Here is a 19,657-nt window from a genome sequence, read left to right on the forward strand (position 1 = left end):
CTCACCAGCCCTGGTCACCTGCCCGAGACGGCGGCGGTGAGGCGCTGCTCGATGTCGGTGAGCGCGGCCACGCCGTACACCCGGCCGTCCGCCTCGACCACCAGGTACTCCCCCGCCGGCGTGGCCTGGACGGCCCGCAGCAGGTCCTCGCCGCGCAGGTCGGCGTCCAGCCGCAGCCCGGGTTCGAGGTCGCGGGCGAGCGGGCCGACGGCCACCCAGGGGCGGCGGTGCTCCGGTACGGCGCGTACCGCGGACTCCCGGACGATGGCGATCGGCTCGCCCCGGCCGTCCACCACCACGACCGCGCCGGCCTCGGCCTCGCGGGCCCGGCGCATGGCCTCGCCGAGCGGGGTGTCGGCGGTGACCTCGACGATGCGGCGGGCGAGGTCGCGCAGCCGCAGTTCGGGCAGCGCCTCCTTGAGCCGGGCGTTGCGCAGGCTGCCGGTGGCGCCGTTCCAGATGATCGCGGCCAGTACGGCGGCCAGCACCGCGTCGACCAGGGTGTCGGTGGTGGTGCGCTCGCCGCCGCGGGAGGCGCTGACCAGCGGCAGGCCGATCAGCACCACCAGGGCCAGCGCCCGGCCGATCCAGGCGGCGGCCACCGTGCCGGTCATCGCCCTGCCGGTGAGGGCCCAGACCACGGCGCGCAGCATCCGGCCGCCGTCCAGCGGCAGGCCGGGCAGCAGGTTGAAGGCTGCGACCACCAGGTTGGAGACCATCAGGCCGGTCAGCAGCACTCCGGGCACGCTGGACAGATCGACGGCGCGCAGCGCGAGGTAGAAGACCCCGCCGAGCACCAGGGAGAGCAGCGGGCCGACGAAGGCGAGCCAGAACTCGCGCCAGGGACTCTCGGCCTCGTTCTCGATCTCGGAGACGCCGCCGAAGAACTGCAGCTGGATCCGACGGACCCCGAGCTTGTAGCGCAGCGCGACCAGGGTGTGGGCGAGTTCGTGGACCAGGACGGAGGCGTAGAAGGCGACCGCGAAGAAGAAGGCCAGCAGGTAGCGCACGCCGCTGCCGAGTTCGGGAAGGACGTCCGCGAGCTGTCCGCCGAACAGCCAGGTGATCAGGGCGGCGATGACGAACCAGGACGGGGTGACGTAGATGGGCACGCCGAAGGGGCGCCCCATCAGGAGGCCGCCGCCGCGCTCCGGGGGCGGCCCGGTGGGGCGCCCGCCGTCCTGCGGTGGCTGGTCGGAGGTCTGCTGCCCCCTGGTGTCGCTCACCGTGATCCCTTCGGTCGTCCGCCCGTCGTGCCCCCGGTGCGCCCACGCTACGTGATCGCGGCCACTTGGTGCCGCGCGCCCCTCTGTCGGGCTTCATACCCACCGGCGCGGTCCCGGACCGGGCCGGCGCCGGCCCCAGGAACACCGGCGCCCCGGGCGGTGCGGCAGCACGGTGGCAGCGGGATGACAGCGAAGGGCAATAGGGTCGTAGCCATGCAGCAGACCGACACCAGCAGTGCCGCCGGGACTCCGGCGCGCCCGGCGGCGCCCCCGACCGGGCTGTCCCCGTCCCGCGCGGGGGACTTCCTCACCTGTCCCCTGCTGTACCGGCTGCGGGTGATCGACCGGCTGCCCGAGCCGCCGAGCTCGGCGGCGACCCGGGGCACGCTGGTGCACGCGGTGCTGGAGCGGCTGTTCGACAGCCCTGCGGCCGAGCGGACGCCGGAGCGGGCGCTGGGCCTGCTGCGGCCGCAGTGGGAGCGGCTGCTGGGCGAGCGCCCGGAGCTGGGTTCGCTGTTCCCCGACGACCCGGACGGCGCGGCGCTGACGCGTTGGCTGGCGGACGCCGAGAAGCTGGTCGGCCAGTGGTTCCGGCTGGAGGACCCGACCCGGCTGCACCCGGTGGAGCGGGAGCTGTACGTGGAGACGGCCCTGGAGTCGGGGCTGCTGCTGCGCGGCTACATCGACCGGGTGGACGTCGCGCCCACCGGTGAGGTCCGGCTGGTGGACTACAAGACCGGCCGGGCGCCCTCGCGGGACTTCGAGGGCAAGGCGATGTTCCAGATGAAGTTCTACGCGCTGGTGGTGTGGCGCTGGAAGGGCGTGATCCCCAAGCGCCTCCAGCTGGTCTACCTCGGTGGGGGCGGGGACGTGGTCAGCTACGACCCGGACGAGGCCGATCTGCTCGCCGTGGAGCGCAAGCTGCAGGCGCTGTGGGAGCGGATCAGCCACGCGGTGGCCACCGGGGACTTCCCGGCCACCCGCAACCGGCTGTGCGACTGGTGCGACCACCAGGCCAGCTGCCCGGAGTTCGGCGGCACCCCGCCGCCGTACCCGCTGCCCGTGCCGGCACAAGCCCGTACGTCGGATGAGAGCGATCCCACGGGGGATCCGATGAGCAAGGAGTCCTAGTGACGATCCGAGTGCTGCTGGTCGACGACCAGCCGCTGCTGCGCACCGGTTTCCGGATGATCCTGGAGGCCGAGTCCGACCTGGTGGTGGTCGGTGAGGCCGGCGACGGTCAGCAGGCGTTGGACCAGGTGCGGGCGCTGCAGCCCGACGTGGTGCTGATGGACATCCGGATGCCGCGGATGGACGGCGTCGAGGCGACCCGCCGGATCGCCGGCCCGGGGCGGGACGGCCCGGCCAAGGTGCTGGTGCTGACCACCTTCGACCTGGACGAGTACGTGGTGGAGGCGCTGCGCGCGGGCGCCAGCGGCTTCCTGCTGAAGGACGTCCCGGCGGAGGAGCTGGTGCAGGCGATCCGGGTGGTCGCGGACGGCGCGGCGATGCTGGCGCCGAGCATCACCCGCCGGCTGCTGGACATGTACGCCACCAAGCTGCCCTCGGGCGAGGAGACGCCGCCGCAGGCGCTGAGCGCGCTGACCGAGCGGGAGTTGGAGGTGCTGAAGCTGGTGGCGCGCGGGCTGTCGAACGCGGAGATCGCGGCCGAGCTGTTCGTCAGCGAGACGACCGTGAAGACCCACGTCGGCCACGTGCTGACGAAGCTCCAGCTGCGCGACCGGGTGCAGGCGGCGGTGTACGCCTACGAGAGCGGGCTGGTGCGGCCGGGCACGCTGTGACCGGCCCCTGCAACGGACCGCAGCGGCAAGGAGAAACGTGACGGCGGCCCGCCCGCTTCCCCCCATCGGTGCGGGGGAAGCGGGCGGGCCGCCGTCCGTGCCGGACTACTTGTTGTTGCGGCTGATCTCCCAGAAGCGGAAGAAGCCGGTGGTGTCGACGGTGGACTCGACGCCGGTGACGTACGAACGGGCCGCGTAGAAGGCCTTGTTCTGGTACAGCGGGATCAGCGGCACGTTGTCGGCGACGATCTGCTGGAGCTGCGCGTAGCCGGCCGAGGCGGCGCTGCGGTCAGCCTGCTTGAGGCCGTCCGGGATCAGCTTCTGGCTGATCTTCGGGTCGTCCCACCCGGTGTGGAAGACACCGCCGTCGACCAGCAGCGGGGAGATGTAGTTGTCCGGGTCCGGGTAGTCGGCGAACCAGCCGATGACGTACGCCTGGTACTTGCCCTCGGTCCAGCCCTTCTTGTACGCGGTCCAGTCGGCTTCCTGCTGGACCGTCACCTGGAACAGGCCGCCGGTCTCCAGCTGCTTCTTGATCGTGTCGGCCTCGAGGCTGCCGACCCGGGAGCGGGACCAGGTGAGGGTGAGCTTGACCGGGGTCTGGACCTTGTTGTCGGTCAGGGCCTTCTTGGCCTTGGCGACGTCCTGGTCGCCCCAGCGGTCGAAGAAGGAGGTGGTGTGGCCGGTGACGCCGGCCGGGACCAGGGCGTACAGCGGCTGGACGGTGCGGGCGAAGACGTCGCGGGCGAGCGCCTTGCGGTCGAGCAGCGCGGCGGCGGCCTGGCGGACGCCGACGTTGCTCAGGACCGGGTCCTTGGTGTTGAAGGCCAGCGAGTGGGTGTCGTTGCTGTCGCCCTCGACCACCTGGAGGTCGGTCTTGCCGCTCTGCTGGTCGGAGCGGATCTGGGCGGCGGTGTTCGGCTCCAGGCTGTTGTCGGTGAGGTCGACGTCGCCCTTGTCCAGCGCGGCCTTGAGGTCCGGGGCCTTGTCGTAGTACTTGACGGTGAACTTGTCGTTCAGCGGCTTGGCGTCGCCGGTGTACTTGTCGTTGGGCACCAGCACGACCTTGCCCAGCTGCTTGGCGTTGTCGCCGGCCATGTCCTCGAACGAGTCGAAGCGGTACGGGCCGGAGCCGACCAGCTTGTCGTTGGGGAGGACCTTGTCGGCCGGGAAGACCTGGTGGTCGACGATGGCGCCGGCCGGCCCGGCCAGCTTGGCCGGCAGGGTGGCGTCGGGGGTCGCCAGGTGGAAGACCACCTCGTTGTCGCCCTTGGCCTCGACGCTCTTGATCGAGGCGAGCAGGCCCGCCGGACCGCTCGGGTCGTTGATCTTCTTCGTCCGCTGGATCGAGAACACCACGTCCTCGGCGGTCAGCGGGTGGCCGTTGGAGAACTTCAGGCCGGGCCGCAGGGTGCAGTGGTACTCGCTGGCCTCGCCGCCGGAGAAGTCGCAGGACTGCGCGGCGTCCGGGGTGGGCGTGCTGGCGGCGGCCGGGAAGGTCAGCAGCGACTGGAAGGTGTTGCGCAGCAGGAGCCAGGCGCCGGAGTCGTAGGCGGCCGCCGGGTCCAGCGTGCTGGTCAGCTGGGAGGTTCCCATGGTGATCGACTTGCCGCCGCTGTCCCCCTTGACGGCGTCGGTGACCGATCCGCACCCGGCCACCGTCACGGCGACCAGACCGGCACAGCCGAGTACTGCCAGGCGTTCAGCTGAAGTCTTCACGGGAGCGTCCTTCGGGGGTGTCACGAACCCGAGTAGCGTGCCATATCGAACACGCACGACCGATACCCGTGCAGATGACGTTTGGGACACGGCGGTTGGGGGCATCACGGCGTGCCCGACGAGTTGTCAGCCAATGCCCGTTTTCTCCCCGATCAACCCTCCGCAGATGCCGGGCGGGGCTGTCTACCGGCCGGTAGGGACGAGGCGCAATGAGATGACAATCACATCCAGCGCTCGTCGCTCCGTTTGCCCCGGCTACACCCGCGAGGCGACCAGCGAGCGCAGCAGTTCGAGATCGACCTGCTCCAGCGAGGGGACCACCAGCCGCCCGGGCGCCGCCTCGATCGGCGCCACCGAGGGCACCGCGATCACCGGGCAGCCGGCCGCCTCGCCCGCGCGCACCCCGGTCGGGGTGTCCTCGACGACCACGCAGCGGGCCGGCTCCGCGCCCAGCCGCAGGGCCGCCGCCAGGTACGGGTCCGGGAACGGCTTGGTGCGCGGCACCTCGTCCCCGGCGATCGTGAAGGCGAAGCGCTCGGCGCCCAGCGAGCGCAGCACGATGTCGATCACGTGCCGGTGCGAGGCGGACACCAGCGCGGCCGGGACGCCGTGCGCGGCGAGGGTGTTCAGCAGCCGCTCGGCGCCCGGCATCAGCGGCACGCCGCCGGCCAGCAGGTCGACGAAGCGCTGGTTGACCAGCACGCCCAGGTCGGCCGGGGCGATGTCCACCCCGGTGCGGGCGACCAGGTAGTCCATCACCCGGGTCATCGGGCCGCCGACCACGTGCGCCCGGTCCTGCTCGTCCAGCTGGTGGCCCAGCTCGGCGAAGAGCGTGACCTCGGCCTGCCACCAGAAGTCCTCGGTGTCCACCAGCGTCCCGTCCATGTCCAGCAGCACCGCCTGGAGGCCGCGGTCGTTCCCGTGGTCGAGCGTCAGGGCGGTGGTGGAGCTGGTCGTCATGGCGAGTCCTTCCGGCAGTACCCCGCGGCACGTCCTCGGACGCCCTCGGGGATGGCACGGGCCGGCCCGCTGGTGAGCGGACCGGCCCGTTCAGGATCATCCAGAATACGCCCGCTTCGCCCGGAAAGAGCGAACCGAGAAGGGCGTGGGGGTTACCGGGCGTTGAAGTACTTCGCCTCCGGGTGGTGGATCACGATCGCGTCGGTGGACTGCTCCGGGTGCAGCTGGAACTCCTCGGAGAGCACCACGCCGATCCGCTCGGGCTTCAGCAGCTCGGCGATCTTGGCGCGGTCCTCCAGCTCGGGGCAGGCCCCGTAACCGAGCGAGAAGCGGGCGCCCCGGTACTTGAGCGCGAACATGTCCTTGACGTCCTGCGGGTCCTCGCCGGAGAAGCCCAGCTCGTAGCGGACCCGGGCGTGCCAGAACTCGGCGAGCGCCTCGGCCAGCTGCACCGAGAGGCCGTGCAGCTCCAGGTAGTCGCGGTAGGAGTTCCCGGCGAACAGCTCGTTGGCCGCCTCCGAGATCCGGTTGCCCATGGTGACCACCTGGAGGCCGACCACGTCCCGCTCCCCGGTCTCCTCCGGGCGGAAGAAGTCCGCCAGGCAGAGCCGACGGCCGCGGCGCTGGCGGGGGAAGGTGAAGCGGGTCCGCTCGGTGCCGTCCTCGTGGAAGACGATCAGGTCGTCGCCCTTGGAATTGGCCGGGTAGTAGCCGTAGACCACGGCCGCCTCCAGCCAGCCCTCGGTCTGGAGCCGGTCCAGCCAGGCCCGCAGTCGCGGCCGGCCCTCGGTCTCCACCAGCTCCTCGTAGGACGGGCCGTCGCCGCCCCGCGCGGCCTTCAGGCCCCACTGGCCCTTGAACAGCGCGTCCTCGTCCAGCCAGGAGGCGTAGTCGGCGAACGGGATGCCCTTGACGATCCGGTCGCCCCAGAACGGCGGGGTGGGCAGCGCGTTGTCCAGCGTGACGTCGGAGCGGATCTGGCCGAGGTTGACCTCGGGCTCCGGCTCCTCCACCTCGACCCGGGCGTGCCGGCGCTGCTTGAGCTCCGGGAGGGTCGCGCCGGGCACGCCGCGCTTGACCGCGATCAGCGCGTCCATCAGCCGCAGGCCCTCGAAGGCGTCCCGGGCGTAGCGGACCTCGCCCTCGTAGATCTCGTGCAGGTCCTGCTCGACGTAGGCGCGGGTCAGGGCGGCACCGCCGAGGATCACCGGGTAGCTCGCGGCCAGCTTGCGCTGGTTCAGCTCCTCCAGGTTCTCCTTCATGATCACGGTGGACTTCACCAGCAGGCCGGACATGCCGATCACGTCCGCGTTGTGCTCCTGGGCGGCGTCCAGGATCGCCGAGACCGGCTGCTTGATGCCCAGGTTGACGACGTTGTAGCCGTTGTTGGACAGGATGATGTCGACCAGGTTCTTGCCGATGTCGTGGACGTCGCCCTTGACGGTGGCCAGCACGATGGTGCCCTTGCCCTCGCTGTCGGACTTCTCCATGTGCGGTTCCAGGTGGGCCACCGCGGTCTTCATCACCTCGGCGGACTGGAGCACGAACGGCAGCTGCATCTGGCCGGAGCCGAAGAGCTCGCCGACCACCTTCATGCCGGACAGCAGGGTGTCGTTGATGATCTCCAGCGCCGGGCGCTCGGCCAGCGCCTCGTCCAGGTCGGCCTCCAGGCCGCCCCGCTCGCCGTCGATGATCCGGCGCTGCAGCCGCTCCTCCAGCGGGAGCGCGGCCAGCTCCTGCGCCTTGGAGGCCTTGACCGAGGCGGTGGAGACGTTCTCGAACAGCTCCAGCAGGCGCTGCAGCGGGTCGTAGCCGTCCCGGCGGCGGTCGTGGACCAGGTCGAGGGCGGCCTCGCGCTGGTCCTCCGGGATCCGGGAGATCGGCAGGATCTTGGAGGCGTGCACGATCGCCGAGTCCAGGCCGGCCTCCACGCACTCGTGCAGGAAGACCGAGTTGAGCACCACCCGGGCGGCCGGGTTGAGGCCGAAGGAGATGTTCGACAGCCCGAGGGTGGTCTGCACCTCGGGGTGGCGGCGCTTGAGCTCGCGGATCGCCTCGATGGTCTCGATGCCGTCCCGGCGGGACTCCTCCTGGCCGGTGGCCAGGGTGAAGGTGAGGCAGTCGACCAGGATCGAGCCCTCGTCGATGCCGTAGTCGGTGGTCAGCTCGGCGATCAGCCGCTCGGCGATCTCCACCTTCTTCTCGGCGGTACGGGCCTGGCCCTGCTCGTCGATGGTCAGCGCGATCAGGCCGGCGCCGTGCTCGCGGGCCAGCGAGGCGATCCTGCCGAAGCGCGAGTCGGGGGCGTTGCCGTCCTCGTAGTTGACCGAGTTCAGCACCGCGCGGCCGCCGAGCGCCTCCAGGCCGGCCTGCAGCACGGGCGGCTCGGTGGAGTCCAGCACGATCGGCAGGGTGGAGGCGGTGGCCAGCCGGCCGGCGATCTCCTTCATGTCGGCGACGCCGTCGCGGCCGACGTAGTCCACGCAGAGATCCAGCAGGTGCGAGCCGTCCCGGATCTGGTCCCGGGCGATCTCCACGCAGGCCTGCCAGTCGCCGGCCAGCATCGACTCGCGGAACTTCTTCGAGCCGTTGGCGTTGGTGCGCTCGCCGATCGCCAGGTACGAGGTGTCCTGGCGGAACGGCACCGCCTGGTAGAGCGAGGCCGCCGAGGGCTCCGGCTGCGGCTCGCGCCGGGCGATCGGACGGCCCTGGACCTTCTCCACCACCTGGCGCAGGTGCTCGGGGGTGGTGCCGCAGCAGCCGCCGACCAGCGAGAGGCCGTACTCGCGGGTGAACACGTCGTGCGCCTCGGCCAGTTCGGCCGGGGAGAGCGGATAGTGGGCGCCGTCCTTGCCGAGCACCGGCAGGCCCGCGTTCGGCATGCAGGACAGGCCGATCCTGGCGTTCTTGGCCAGGTAGCGCAGGTGCTCGCTCATCTCGGCCGGGCCGGTGGCGCAGTTGAGGCCGATGTAGTCGACGCCGAGCGGCTCCAGCGCGGTGAGCGCGGCGCCGATCTCGGAGCCGAGCAGCATGGTGCCGGTGGTCTCCACCGTCACCTGCACCAGCACCGGGAGGTCCAGCCCGGCCTCGGCCAGGGCGCGCTTGGAGCCGAGGATCGCGGCCTTGGTCTGCAGCAGGTCCTGGCTGGTCTCCACCAGCAGCGCGTCAGCGCCGCCGGCGATCAGGCCGGCCGCGTTCTGCTGGAAGCCGTCGCGCAGCGCCTGGTACGGGGCGTGGCCGAGGGTCGGCAGCTTGGTGCCGGGGCCGATCGAGCCGAGCACCCAGCGGGTACGGCCGTCGGCGGCGTGGGCGTCGGCCACCTCGCGGGCGATCCGGGCGCCCGCCTCGGACAGCTCGAAGATCCGCTCGGAGATGTCGTACTCGCCCAGCGCGGCGAAGTTGGCGCCGAAGGTGTTGGTCTCGACGCAGTCCACGCCCACCGCGAAGTAGGCCTCGTGGACGGAGCGGACGATGTCGGGCCGGGTGATGTTGAGGACCTCGTTGCAGCCTTCGAGGTTCTGGAAGTCCTCCAGCGTCGGGTCCTGCGCCTGGAGCATGGTGCCCATCGCACCGTCGGCGACCACCACCCGGGTGGCAAGCGCGTCGCGCAGCGCGTTCGCGCGGCTCTGCTGAGTGATGGACGGATCGGCTGCAGTGGCCATGGGGCGTCTCCCTGTGCGACGGCTGTCGGCTTTGCGGACCCGCTTGCTCGGGCCCGCACGTCGCCAGGGTATCCGGCCCGCGGCCCGTCCCGCGGGCCCATTCCGTATCCTGAGCGTTCGACCGCAGGGGGGAGCAACCGCGTGGCCCAGATCCGGACCTCCGCGCGGCGCACGGGTCGGGCCGTGACGGCCCCGTTCCGGGCGCTGCGGCAGCGTTGGAGAGGCTGGTCGTGGTGGCGCCGGGCGCTGCTGGCCCTGGGGCTGGCGGCGGCCGTGCCGCTCGCCGCGCTGGGCTCGGCGTTCGTCACGTTCCGACTGCACTACACGGGCGAGCCCGCCGCCGAGGCCCGCACCCGGGGCCGGGACGCCGTCTGGCTCGGCCACGCCTGGGTGGACGGCCGCAAGACCGACGCGGACGTGGCGGCGCTGGCCCGGCAGCTGGCCGGCACCGGCGTGCGCGACCTCTACGTCCACACCGGCCCGCTGGAGCACGACGGCTCGCTGCCGGCGTCCGTCCACCCACGGGCCCGCTGGTTCACCGAGGCCGCCCACCGGGCGCTGCCGGGGGTCCGGGTGCAGGGCTGGCTGGGCGACGAGGTCAAGCCGGAGAAGGACGCCCTGGACCTGGACGACGCACCCACCCGGGACCGGATCACCGCCTCCGCCCGCCAGGTGCTGGACCAGGGCTTCGACGGCGTGCACTTCGACATGGAGCCGATCCACCCCGGCACGGCCGGCTGGCTCGCCCTGCTGGACGAGGTGCGCCCGGTGACGGCCGCGCGCGGCGCCACGCTGTCGGTGGCCGCCCCGCAGATCGACCCGGTTCCCGGCCTGCACACCGCCGGCATCCTGCTCACCGACCACGGCAAGTGGTGGGACCAGACGTACTTCCGCGAGACCGCCCGCCGGGTCGACCAGATCGCGGTGATGGCCTACGACACCTCGATGCCGACCGAGCCGCTGTTCGGCGGCTACGTCGCCCAGCAGACCGAGCTGGCGCTGCGGGCCACCCCGCCGCAGGTCGACCTGCTGATCGGCCTGCCGTTCTTCCGGGAGGACAAGTGGGGCCACTGGGGCGACGCGGAGACCGTCCCGGCGGCCGTCCGGGGCGTCCGGCTGGGCCTCGGCCGCCAGGACCTGGGACGGGCGAACTTCGGCGTCGCGCTGTACGTGGACTTCGCCGCGACGCCGGAGAACTGGGCGGCGTACCGGCGCGGCTGGGTCGACCCGGGCCAGCCCGTTCAGGCCGCCATGCGGTGGGCGAGGGCGCCCAGGTAGCGGTGGACGGTGGCGTCCTCCCCGGTCAGGTAGTGCGAGACGGCCCGGTACAGCGGTTTGCGGACCTCGCCGCGCTCGGTGACGGTCAGCGAGCAGCCGGGCCCGGCCGGGGTGAGCTGGTACGTCCAGGTGCCGCCGTAGGGCAGGTCCGGGTCGGCGATGCCGGTCACCAGGCGGTGCGGGGCCTCGCTGGCCACCACCTCGTAGGTGGTGTGCCCGTGCCGGTCGTACTCGCGCCAGCGCGGACGGCCGCCGACCCCGGCCGGCAGTCGCTCGACGTGGGTGAGGCCCGGGCGCCAGGCCGGGTAGAGGTCGATGTCGGTGAGCACGTCCCAGACCGCGCCGGGCGGCTGGGCGAGTTCCAGCCCTCCTTCGGTGACGTGTTCCACCGGCAGCCGGCGCCCGGCCCGGTCCGCCGCCAGCAGCGCGGCCCCGGCCAGTGCCGCCGTGCCCGCGGCCACGCCGATCCACAGCCATCGGTTCATCGGTCGGCCCCTTCCGCCCGGCCCCTTCCGCCCGGCCCCGTCCACCACCATCATCGCGCCGCCGTGCCCGGGCGTCACCCCTGTGCGCTCCGTCACCGTTCGGGCGCGGTGCGGCACCGTGCGGGCGGGTTGACTGGACGTCAGCCGTCACGGAGCGGATATCCGCTGGATCGCGGCGGCCCGCTCCCCCAGACTGTCCCGGTGCCCGGCCGCCATGCGCATCAAAGCCCGTAGGCTGGGCAGGTAGGGACCATGGAGCGAGCCGTTCCATGGGAGACGAGAGGTTCGACAGGCGGGAGCCGGCCCGTCAGTGCCCCGGCGGCCAGCCGAGGCGGTGCCGGTCCGACCGCCGACCGGAGGGAGACGCTGGGTGATCGAGCTGGAAGATGTTCCCGAGTTGATCGACCCGGTGATGGTCTGCGCCTTCGAGGGGTGGAACGACGCGGGTGACGCCGCCTCCGCGGCTCTGGCGCATCTGGACGAGACCTGGGGCGGCAAGGTGTTCGCCGCCCTGGACGCGGAGGACTACTACGACTTCCAGGTCAACCGGCCGACGATCTGGCTGGACGGCGGCATCCGCCGGATCACCTGGCCGACCACCAGGCTCTCGGTGGTCCGGGTGACCGAGCCGGTGACCAGGGACGTGGTGCTGGTGCGCGGCATCGAGCCGAGCATGCGCTGGCGTTCGTTCTGCAACGAGCTGCTCGGCTTCGCGCACGAGCTGGGCATCGAGCTGGTGGTGATCCTGGGCGCGCTGCTCGGCGACACCCCGCACAGCCGCCCGGTACCGGTCAGCGGGGTCACCTCCGACCCGGACCTGGCCCGCCGGCTGGACCTGGAGGAGAGCCGATACGAGGGCCCGACCGGGATCGTCGGGGTGCTCCAGGAGGCCTGCACCCACGCCGGGGTTCCGGCCGTGACGCTGTGGGCCGCGGTGCCGCACTACGTCGCGCAGCCGCCCAACCCCAAGGCCACGCTGGCGCTGCTGAACAAGCTGGAGGACCTGCTGGACCTGCGCATCCCGCCGGGTGAGCTCGGCGAGGACGCCCGGGCCTGGCAGCTCGGCGTGGACCAGCTGGCCGCCGAGGACAGCGAGGTGGCCGAGTACGTCCAGCAGCTGGAGGAGGCGCAGGACACCGCGGAGCTGCCGGAGGCCTCCGGGGACGCGATCGCGCGCGAGTTCGAGCGCTACCTGCGCCGCAGGGAGAACGTCGGACCGACCGGCGAGAAGCCGGTGTCCGGGCACGCGACGGCCGAGCGGCCGGCCGAGTCCGAGTCGCCGGGCACAACCCGGGAGAGCCAGGAGGGCGCGGAGGAGGAGTAGTCCTTCCCCGCGTGAACGCCGATGGGGCGTCAGGACCTCGTTCCTGACGCCCCATCGGCGTTGCTGCTCGGACTGCCGGACCGCCGACTCGGCTACAGGGCGACGCCGAGCAGGGCGTCCACCGTCCGGGTCACCAGGCCGGGCGCGCCGGTGTCGGTGCCGCCCTCGCTCTCCTGCTGCGCGGCCCAGCGGTCGACGGCGGCCAGCGCGGCGGGCGCGTCCAGGTCGTTCGCCAGCGCCGCACGGACCTCGGCGAGCAGCTGCTCGGCCGCCGGGCCGTCCGGCCGGGAGACCGCGGCCCGCCAGCAGGCGAGGCGCTCGACGGCCTCGTCCAGGACGGCCTTGGTCCACTCCCAGTCGGCGCGGTAGTGGTGCGAGAGCAGCGCCAGGCGGATCGCCGCCGGGTCGACGCCGTCGCGGCGCAGGGCCGAGACGAAGACCAGGTTGCCGCGGGACTTCGACATCTTCTGGCCGTCCAGGGCGACCATGCCGGCGTGCACGTACGCCTTGGCGTACGGCTGGGAGCCGGTGGCGACCTGGGCGTGCGAGGCGCCCATCTCGTGGTGCGGGAAGGACAGGTCGCTGCCGCCGCCCTGGATGTCGAAGCCCATGCCCAGGTACTGCAGCGCGATGGCCACGCACTCGATGTGCCAGCCGGGGCGGCCGCGGCCGAGCTCGGTGTCCCAGGCGGGCTCACCGGGGCGGGCCGCCAGCCAGAGCAGGGCGTCCAGCGGGTTGCGCTTGCCGGGGCGGTCCGGGTCGCCGCCGCGCTCGGCGAAGACCGGGCGCATGGCCTCGCGGGTGAGGCCGGAGACCTCGCCGAAGTGCGGGTCGGCGTCGACCGAGAAGTAGATGTCGCCGTCCACCTCGTAGGCGGCGCCGGAGGCCAGCAGCTTCTGGACGATCGGGACGATCCACGGGATGGACTCGACGGCGCCGACGTAGTGGGCCGGCGGGAGCAGCCGCAGGGCGGTCATGTCCTCGCGGAACAGGGCCGTCTCGCGCTCCGCCAGGGCCACCCAGTCCTGACCGGTCTCGATCGCGCGCTGCAGCAGCGGGTCGTCCACGTCGGTCACGTTCTGGATGTACAGGACGTCGTGACCGGCGTCCTTCCAGACCCGCTGCACCAGGTCGAAGGCGTTGTAGGTGGCGGCGTGGCCCATGTGGGTCGCGTCGTAGGGAGTGATGCCGCAGACGTAGATCCGGGCGGTGCCGTCCTGCGGCACGACCTCCCGGACCTTGCCCGCTGCGGTGTCGAAGATGTGGAGGGGGAGCCCCTGACCAGGCAGGGCGGGAACCTCGGAGGCGGGCCAGGCATGCATGGGATCGACTTTAACCTTGAGAACATTTGAAAGCCTAACCAGTATCCAAGATCGACTGATTTCGGATCCTGTCGTTGCCTGACCGCTTTCCGACTGGTAGTGAGCGCTCGGACAGCGGTGAGCGCCCGGTCGGCCCTGCCGCCGACCGGGCGCCCGGCTCCCCCGGGGAAGCGGCCGGAGCCGCTACGACCGCTGCCAGAGGGCCGGCACGTTCGGCGGCTCCCAGCCCACCATGGCGGTGTGCGCCTGGAGGCAGACGTAGGAGGCGCCGGAGTAGGTGACGCGGTCGCCCGCGTTGTACGCCCTGCCCGGGGTCCAGCTGCCGCTCGGCGGCGTGGTGGGCCCATCAGCAGCCGCGCGTCGTCGATGGTGTCGGTGCTGTTGCGCGGCTCGCCCGGGAAGTAGAGCTGGGTGGCCAGGATCGGGGGGCGGCCGGGGGCCTGGAGTTTGACGTGCAGGTGCCGGGTGCGGCCCGGGTAAAGGCCGGGGACGATGGTGTCCAGCTCGTACGCGCCGTTGGCGTCGGTGAACCGGTGGCCGCGGAAGGTGTAGCCGACGTTGTCGTAGTTGCCGCCGTCGTCGGCCTGCCAGAAGTCCAGCAGCACACCGGAGACGGGCCGGCAGGCGCGGCCGAAGACGTAGCCGCTGGCGGTCAGCCGGGTGCCCGGGCCGTCACGGCCGCCGCCAGTTCGGCCGGCCGGGCGGGCACCGCGGGCCGGTCGTCCGGGGTGCAGGCGCGCGGCGCCCGGACGATCAGGATGTGCAGGCTGGCCCGCAGCCCGCCCTGGTATCCGGGCGCCCTGGTCCGGTACTCCTGTTCCATGTCGGAGAGCAGGCGGCCGACCGCACCGGACTGTTCGCCGAGCCCGATCCCGGGGCGGGTGGCCAGCGCGCGCAGCGCCGCCAGGTCCTGCGGATGGCCGAGCAGGAAGTCCTCGTTGAACAGGACGACCCTGCCGGTGAGCCCTTCGGTGTCCGCCCAGTGGTGCACCTGGCCCGGCGTGATCACGCACAACTGCGGTGGCGCCAGCGACTGGTGGACCAGGTCCAGGACATGGGCGCCCCGGCCGCCGGTGACCTGGACGATCTCGTAGAACGAGTGGCGGTGGGGGAAGTTGGCGCGGGAGAGCGCGCCGATCGTGTCGAAACTGCCGATGGCGAAGGGCAGCAGGTGGGGCAGCGGGACCTGCAGGCGGCGCAACGGCAGGTCCGGGGGGGTGGGGGTGGTCCGTCGCACGTCCATCGGAGCAGTGTGCGACCTGTTCCGGGACAGGTCCAGACCACCGGCCGGTAACCTTGCCGGTGCCCGGACCCGGACGACCGCAGCCCTGCCCGGAGCGGGGCCTACACCGGCGGCCAGGGGATCGCCGGCCAGTCCGCGGAGGGCAGCGGGTGCCGGCCCGAGCCGCGCAGCGCGGCGACCCGGTCGCGGGTGGCGTCCAGTTCCGCGCCGGTCAGGTGCGGGGCGAGGCGCTCGGCCAGCTCCCCCTCCAGCTGCCGGGCCAGCCGGGAGAGAACCTCCAGTGCCTCGGCGGGCAGCGGGTCCCCCGCCCAGCCCCAGAGCAGGGTGCGCAGCTTGCCCTCGGTGTTGAAGGTGACGCCGTGGTCGATGCCGTACACCCGGCCGTCGGCGGCGGGGATCAGGTGGCCGCCCTTGCGGTCGGCGTTGTTGAGCACCGCGTCGAGCACCGCGAGCCGGCGCAGCCGCCGGTCGTCGTGGTGCACCAGCAGGGCGGTGCGGCCGTCCTCGACCTCGGCCCGGACGATCGGCAGCCAGCCCGTCTCCGGACCGTCCGGGTCCTGCAGCGCCAGCAGCGGGTCGGCCCCCGGGTCCGGCTCGACCCACAACTGCACCATGCCGGGCCCGTGCGGCCCCTCGCGCAGCACGGTGGGCGGGATCAGGTCCCAGCCGGTCGCCGCGGACAGCTCGTACGCGGCGACCTCGCGGCCGGCCAGGGTGCCGTCCGGGAAGTCCCAGAGCGGTCGCTCGCCGGCCACCGGCTTGTAGACGGCCTGCGCGCTCAGCGAGCCGTGCTCGACGGTGCAGTACAGCGCGGCGTTGGAGGCCTCGGTGAGACGGCCGTGCACGGTCAGCGCGCCCTGGCGCAGCAGCGCGAGGGCGGTCGGCACGTCGGCGGCGAGGGCGGCGGCGGCCGCCGGGTCGGCCTGCGGCGGGGTCTCGGTGTTCAGCGCCGGTAGCCGTTCGCGCGCGGGCACAGGTGGCCCTCCGGGTCGAGCGGCAGGTTGCAGAACGGGCAGGGCTTGCGGCCGGCCGCGACCAGGTCCAGCGCGCGCTTGGCGAACACCCGGGCCATCGCTCCGGTGAGCCGCACCCGGAGCATGTCCGGGCCGTCCTCGTCGTCCTGGAAGACCGTCTCCTCGCCGTCCTCCTCCTCGTCCTCCACCAGCGCCTGCGCCTCGACCACCAGACAGGCGTCCACGCTGTCCCAGGCCAGGGCCATGGTGCCGACCCGGAACTCCTGCTCCAGCGGGAGGTCCAGCGGGGCGGTGTCGAGGAGGTCCTTGGGCGCGGCGGCCGGGATGGCGGCGTCGCCGCCGCTGCGCCGCAGCGCCTCGTCCAGGACCTCCTCGATCCGCTCGGCGAGGGCGGCGACCTGGTTCTTCTCCAGCAGCACGCTGGTGATCCGGCCCCGGGCGCTGGCCTGAAGGTAGAACGCCCGGGCGCCGGGCTGGCCGACGGTACCGGCCACGAACCGTTCGGGCTGGTCGTAGAAGAAGACCTGACGGGTCACGCTCTAGCTCCGGATCGTGTCGGTCGGTGCGGATCCGCCATGCGGGATCGCGGGATTCCGACGGGCGGGGTCGTTCAACGGACGGGGGGTCGAGCTACGGGACACTCATCAGTCACCCTACGACCTCCGGGGCCCGGCCGGGGAGCCGAGCCGAGGGCGCGGGCGGGGTGGCACCCACGGTCCCGGGCGGTGCGGCGCGCCGCTCAGGCCGTTCCGCCGACCACCGCGTCGCCGGCCGGGGTGGCCGGGGCGGCGGAGGGCTTGGGCGCCAGCGAGGAGAGGTCACCGGTGTCGCCCATCCTGAGCACGAAGGGCCGCTGCGGGGTGTAGCGGATCGCGGTGACCGAGCAGGGCTCGACGCTGATCCGCTGGAAGTGGTCCAGGTGCAGGCCGAGCGCGTCGGCCACCACCGCCTTGATCACGTCCCCGTGCGAGCAGGCGACCCAGACCGCGTGCTCGCCGTGCTCGGCGGCGATCTTCGCGTTCCACTCGCGGACCGCGCCGACCGTGCGGTGGCTCAGCTCGCGCAGCGACTCGCCGCCCGGGAAGGCCGCGGCGGCGGCGTGGTCCTGCACGGTGCGCCAGAGCGGCTCCTGGGCCAGCTCGGCCAGCGGGCGGCCGGTCCACTCACCGTAGTGGCACTCCCCCAGCCGCTCGTCCTCGGTCGGCGGGCCCAGCTCGGGGCGGACGGCGAGCAGCGGCTCCAGGGTCTGCCGGCAGCGCTCCAGCGGGCTGCTGACGGCCTGCACCAGCGGGATCGCCGCCAGCCGGCCGGCCAGGGCGGCGGCCTGTGCGCGACCGGTGTCGTCCAGGTCCACGCCGGGTGTCCAACCGGCCAGGATTCCGGCGGTGTTCGCGGTCGAGCGGCCGTGGCGGACGAGCAGCAGGGTGGGCATGGGGCTTAGCCTACGGCCTCCGGGCGCGGCGGTGGGGTGCGGTTCCCGGTCGGACCGCTCCCCGGCCCCGGACCGGGAGGCCGTTTGGACCGGCCTTTCCGGGTCACAATGGCACGCATGATCGTCCACTGTGCCGCGTACCAGGACGGCCGCCGGATCGGGGCCTCCGAGGACCTGAACGACGCGCTCACCGCCGCCCGGGAGGCCGGGCCGGACGCGTTCGTCTGGATGGGCCTCTTCGAACCCACCACCGAGGAACTGGACCGGGTCGGCAAGGAGTTCGCGCTGCACCCGCTGGCCGTCGAGGACGCCGTCAGCGCACACCAGCGCCCCAAGGTCGAGGCCTACCAGGGCTCGCTGTTCGTCACCCTCAAGACCCTCGGGCACCACCCCGACACCCATGTCGTCACCAGCGGCGAGGTGATGGTCTTCCTCGGCCCGAACTTCGTGATGACCGTCCGCCACGGCGCGGACAGCCCGCTGAGCGACCTGCGGGCCCGGCTGGAGCAGGAGCCCGAACTGCTGCGGTACGGGCCCAGCTCGGTGCTGCACTCGGTCTGCGACACCGTGGTGGACGGCTACGTGGAGGTGGCCGCCGCGCTGCAGGCCGACCTGGACGAGCTGGAGGTGGACGTCTTCGCCCCCGGGCGGGTCGGCCGCGACGCCGCCGGGCGGATCTACGGCTGCAAGCGTCAGGTGATGACCGTCCGGCGCGCCGCCTCCCCGCTGCTGGAGCCGATGCTGCGGATGGAGCGCGGCGCCCCGTTCGTCCGTCCGGAGACCGCCCCCTACCTGCGGGACGTCGCCGACCACCTGGCCCGGGTGAACGACCAGGTGGAGGGCATGGACCGGCTGCTGTCCGACATCCTGGGCGCCAACCTGGCGCAGGTGAGCGTGCAGCAGAACGACGACATGCGGAAGATCTCCGCCTGGGCGGCGCTGGCCGCCGTACCGACCATGATCGCGGGCGTGTACGGGATGAACTTCGACGTCATGCCCGAGCTGCACGAGCCCTGGGGGTACCCGGCGGCGCTGTCGCTGATGGCGGCGGTCTGCGTGGTGCTGCACCGGGTGTTCAAGCGGCACGACTGGCTGTAGTGCCGCCCGGCTCCCGCCCGGGCGCTACGCCAGCCCGGCCCGCTCCAGCGCCTCGACGCCCGTGCGCAGCGCCTGGACCCGCTCGTCCAGGGTGAAGCCGGCAGGGGCGAGGGTGAGCGTGGTGACGCCAGCGTCGGCGTAGGCCTGCATCCGGTCGGCGATCCGGGCGGTGTCGCCGATCAGCGAGGTGGCGTCGATCAGGTCGTGCGGGACGGCGGCCGCGGCGCCCGCGTAGTCCTTGGCCAGGTACTTCTCCTGGATCTCGTCGGCGGCCTGCTCGTAGCCCATCCGCCGGGCGAGCTGGTTGTAGAAGTTCTTCTCCTTGCTGCCCATCCCGCCGATGTAGAGCGCGGCGTAGGAGCGCTGGGAGTCGGCGCCCGCCTTGATGTCCTCGCCGACGGCGATGGTGACGGTCGGGCAGAGGTCGAAGCCGTCCAGCGACTTGCCGGCCTTGGCGCGCCCGGCCTTCAGCGGGTCGAGGGAGAGCGCGGCGTGCTCGGGGGCGAAGAAGATGCCGAGCCAGCCGTCGGCGATCTCGCCGGTCTGCTCCAGGTTCTTCGGGCCGATCGCGGCGATGTACAGCGGGATGTGCTCGCGCACCGGGTGCACCGTCAGCTTGATCGGCTTGCCCGGGCCGCCGGGCAGCGGCAGGGTCCAGTGCGCACCCTCGTGCACCAGGCGCTCCCGGGACATCGCCTTGCGGATGATCTCCACGTACTCGCGGGTGCGGGCGAGCGGCTTGTCGAACTTCACTCCGTACCAGCCCTCGGAGACCTGCGGGCCGGAGACGCCGAGGCCGAGCCGGAAACGGCCGCCGGAGAGGGTGTCCAGGGTCGCGGCGGTCATCGCGGTCATCGCCGGGGTGCGGGCCGGGATCTGGAAGATGGCAGAACCGACGTCGATCCGCTCGGTCTTCGCGGCGACGAAGCTCAGCACCGTCGCGGCGTCCGAGCCGTACGCCTCGGCCGCCCAGCAGACCGAGTAGCCGAGCCGGTCCGCCTCCTGGGCCACCGCGATGTTGTCGGCATCCATGCCGAGTCCCCAGTAGCCGAGGTTGATGCCGAGTCGCATGTGCCGAACCTTCCAGTCGGGTGGGCTTGGTGGTCGAGCGTAATGGTGTCCGCACGGCTCA

At 72.7% G+C, this 19,657-nt stretch carries 16 protein-coding genes and 1 pseudogene; 5 read left to right on the forward strand and 12 right to left on the reverse strand.

The window, feature by feature from the left end; translation table 11 throughout:
- Positions 1–14: 14 nt before the first annotated feature.
- Positions 15–1,226, reverse strand: coding sequence for a site-2 protease family protein (locus tag ACH4J0_RS18680; protein WP_396241336.1), 1,212 nt, complete (start codon positions 1,224–1,226; stop codon positions 15–17).
- Between the two features lie 213 nt (positions 1,227–1,439).
- On the opposite strand from ACH4J0_RS18680, the gene ACH4J0_RS18685 reads away from it, so the two are divergent.
- Together ACH4J0_RS18685 and ACH4J0_RS18690 are read left to right on the forward strand one after the other, a co-directional pair.
- On the forward strand, positions 1,440–2,357 hold the full coding sequence (locus tag ACH4J0_RS18685; RefSeq protein WP_396241338.1) for a RecB family exonuclease: 918 nt from the start codon (positions 1,440–1,442) through the stop codon (positions 2,355–2,357).
- The gene (locus tag ACH4J0_RS18690) at positions 2,357–3,028 is read left to right on the forward strand and encodes a response regulator (RefSeq protein WP_396241340.1); all 672 of its coding nucleotides are present in this window, start codon (positions 2,357–2,359) and stop codon (positions 3,026–3,028) included. The genes ACH4J0_RS18685 and ACH4J0_RS18690 overlap by 1 nt, the downstream gene beginning before the upstream one ends.
- Before the next feature lie 105 nt (positions 3,029–3,133).
- On the opposite strand, the gene ACH4J0_RS18695 is transcribed toward ACH4J0_RS18690, so the two are convergent.
- The 3 genes from ACH4J0_RS18695 to metH all read right to left on the reverse strand — a co-directional run bounded on the left by ACH4J0_RS18695 (position 3,134) and on the right by metH (position 9,369).
- The gene (locus ACH4J0_RS18695) at positions 3,134–4,747 is read right to left on the reverse strand and encodes an ABC transporter substrate-binding protein (RefSeq protein WP_396241342.1); all 1,614 of its coding nucleotides are present in this window, start codon (positions 4,745–4,747) and stop codon (positions 3,134–3,136) included.
- A gap of 255 nt (positions 4,748–5,002) precedes the next feature.
- Positions 5,003–5,707: an HAD family hydrolase gene (locus ACH4J0_RS18700; protein ID WP_396241344.1), complete on the reverse strand. Its 705-nt coding sequence runs from the start codon at positions 5,705–5,707 to the stop codon at positions 5,003–5,005.
- 152 nt (positions 5,708–5,859) lie between these two features.
- Complete coding sequence (metH, locus tag ACH4J0_RS18705; RefSeq protein ID WP_396241346.1) at positions 5,860–9,369, reverse strand: methionine synthase; 3,510 nt, start codon at positions 9,367–9,369, stop codon at positions 5,860–5,862.
- A 141-nt stretch (positions 9,370–9,510) separates the two neighbouring features.
- On the opposite strand from metH, the gene ACH4J0_RS18710 reads away from it, so the two are divergent.
- The gene (locus ACH4J0_RS18710; protein ID WP_396241348.1) at positions 9,511–10,647 is read left to right on the forward strand and encodes a hypothetical protein; all 1,137 of its coding nucleotides are present in this window, start codon (positions 9,511–9,513) and stop codon (positions 10,645–10,647) included.
- Here the strand turns inward: ACH4J0_RS18710 and ACH4J0_RS18715 are convergent.
- Positions 10,611–11,132, reverse strand: a complete 522-nt coding sequence (locus ACH4J0_RS18715) for an SRPBCC domain-containing protein (protein WP_396241350.1) — start codon at positions 11,130–11,132, stop codon at positions 10,611–10,613. The two genes, ACH4J0_RS18710 and ACH4J0_RS18715, sit on opposite strands and share 37 nt — an antisense overlap.
- Before the next feature lie 370 nt (positions 11,133–11,502).
- On the opposite strand from ACH4J0_RS18715, the gene ACH4J0_RS18720 reads away from it, so the two are divergent.
- Entirely contained in the window at positions 11,503–12,456 is a 954-nt protein-coding gene (locus ACH4J0_RS18720) for a PAC2 family protein (RefSeq protein WP_396241352.1), read from the forward strand.
- Positions 12,457–12,548: 92 nt separating this feature from the next.
- Here the strand turns inward: ACH4J0_RS18720 and mshC are convergent, their stop codons facing one another.
- The 6 genes and pseudogenes from mshC to ACH4J0_RS18750 form a co-directional block, all read right to left on the reverse strand.
- Positions 12,549–13,778 (reverse strand): cysteine--1-D-myo-inosityl 2-amino-2-deoxy-alpha-D-glucopyranoside ligase, encoded by a 1,230-nt coding sequence (gene mshC / locus ACH4J0_RS18725; protein ID WP_396241354.1) that lies wholly within the window; start codon positions 13,776–13,778, stop codon positions 12,549–12,551.
- A gap of 183 nt (positions 13,779–13,961) precedes the next feature.
- Positions 13,962–14,446, reverse strand: a pseudogene (locus tag ACH4J0_RS18730) (carbohydrate-binding protein); the annotation flags it as partial.
- Positions 14,431–15,021, reverse strand: a complete 591-nt coding sequence (locus tag ACH4J0_RS18735; protein ID WP_396241356.1) for an AraC family ligand binding domain-containing protein — start codon at positions 15,019–15,021, stop codon at positions 14,431–14,433. The pseudogene ACH4J0_RS18730 and the gene ACH4J0_RS18735, both read right to left, overlap by 16 nt.
- Positions 15,022–15,122: 101 nt before the next feature.
- Positions 15,123–15,995: an SCO1664 family protein gene (locus tag ACH4J0_RS18740; RefSeq protein ID WP_396241358.1), complete on the reverse strand. Its 873-nt coding sequence runs from the start codon at positions 15,993–15,995 to the stop codon at positions 15,123–15,125.
- Positions 15,965–16,531: a DUF3090 domain-containing protein gene (locus ACH4J0_RS18745; protein ID WP_396241360.1), complete on the reverse strand. Its 567-nt coding sequence runs from the start codon at positions 16,529–16,531 to the stop codon at positions 15,965–15,967. Before ACH4J0_RS18745 ends, ACH4J0_RS18740 begins: the two co-directional genes overlap by 31 nt.
- 203 nt (positions 16,532–16,734) lie before the next feature.
- Positions 16,735–17,427, reverse strand: coding sequence for an MSMEG_4193 family putative phosphomutase (locus tag ACH4J0_RS18750; protein WP_396241362.1), 693 nt, complete (start codon positions 17,425–17,427; stop codon positions 16,735–16,737).
- 117 nt (positions 17,428–17,544) lie between these two features.
- Here ACH4J0_RS18750 and ACH4J0_RS18755 point away from each other — a divergent pair, with 117 nt between their 5' ends.
- A complete protein-coding gene (locus tag ACH4J0_RS18755) occupies positions 17,545–18,525 on the forward strand; it encodes a magnesium and cobalt transport protein CorA (protein ID WP_396241364.1) in 981 nt (326 codons plus the stop codon).
- A gap of 24 nt (positions 18,526–18,549) precedes the next feature.
- On the opposite strand, the gene ACH4J0_RS18760 is transcribed toward ACH4J0_RS18755, so the two are convergent.
- The gene (locus ACH4J0_RS18760) at positions 18,550–19,596 is read right to left on the reverse strand and encodes an LLM class F420-dependent oxidoreductase (RefSeq protein ID WP_396241366.1); all 1,047 of its coding nucleotides are present in this window, start codon (positions 19,594–19,596) and stop codon (positions 18,550–18,552) included.
- Between the last annotated feature and the right edge of the window lie 61 nt (positions 19,597–19,657).

This window comes from Kitasatospora sp. NPDC017646, assembly GCF_044329365.1.
Lineage (GTDB): Bacteria > Actinomycetota > Actinomycetes > Streptomycetales > Streptomycetaceae > Kitasatospora.

Coding starts and splice junctions, on each gene's coding strand:
- ACH4J0_RS18685 (WP_396241338.1), top strand. CDS start 1,440: ATGCAGCAGACCGACACCAGCAGTGCCGCCGGGACTCCGGCGCGCCCG.
- ACH4J0_RS18700 (WP_396241344.1), bottom strand. CDS start 5,707: ATGACGACCAGCTCCACCACCGCCCTGACGCTCGACCACGGGAACGAC.
- metH (WP_396241346.1), bottom strand. CDS start 9,369: ATGGCCACTGCAGCCGATCCGTCCATCACTCAGCAGAGCCGCGCGAAC.
- ACH4J0_RS18715 (WP_396241350.1), bottom strand. CDS start 11,132: ATGAACCGATGGCTGTGGATCGGCGTGGCCGCGGGCACGGCGGCACTG.
- mshC (WP_396241354.1), bottom strand. CDS start 13,778: ATGCATGCCTGGCCCGCCTCCGAGGTTCCCGCCCTGCCTGGTCAGGGG.
- ACH4J0_RS18735 (WP_396241356.1), bottom strand. CDS start 15,021: ATGGACGTGCGACGGACCACCCCCACCCCCCCGGACCTGCCGTTGCGC.
- ACH4J0_RS18750 (WP_396241362.1), bottom strand. CDS start 17,427: ATGCCCACCCTGCTGCTCGTCCGCCACGGCCGCTCGACCGCGAACACC.
- ACH4J0_RS18755 (WP_396241364.1), top strand. CDS start 17,545: ATGATCGTCCACTGTGCCGCGTACCAGGACGGCCGCCGGATCGGGGCC.
- ACH4J0_RS18760 (WP_396241366.1), bottom strand. CDS start 19,596: ATGCGACTCGGCATCAACCTCGGCTACTGGGGACTCGGCATGGATGCC.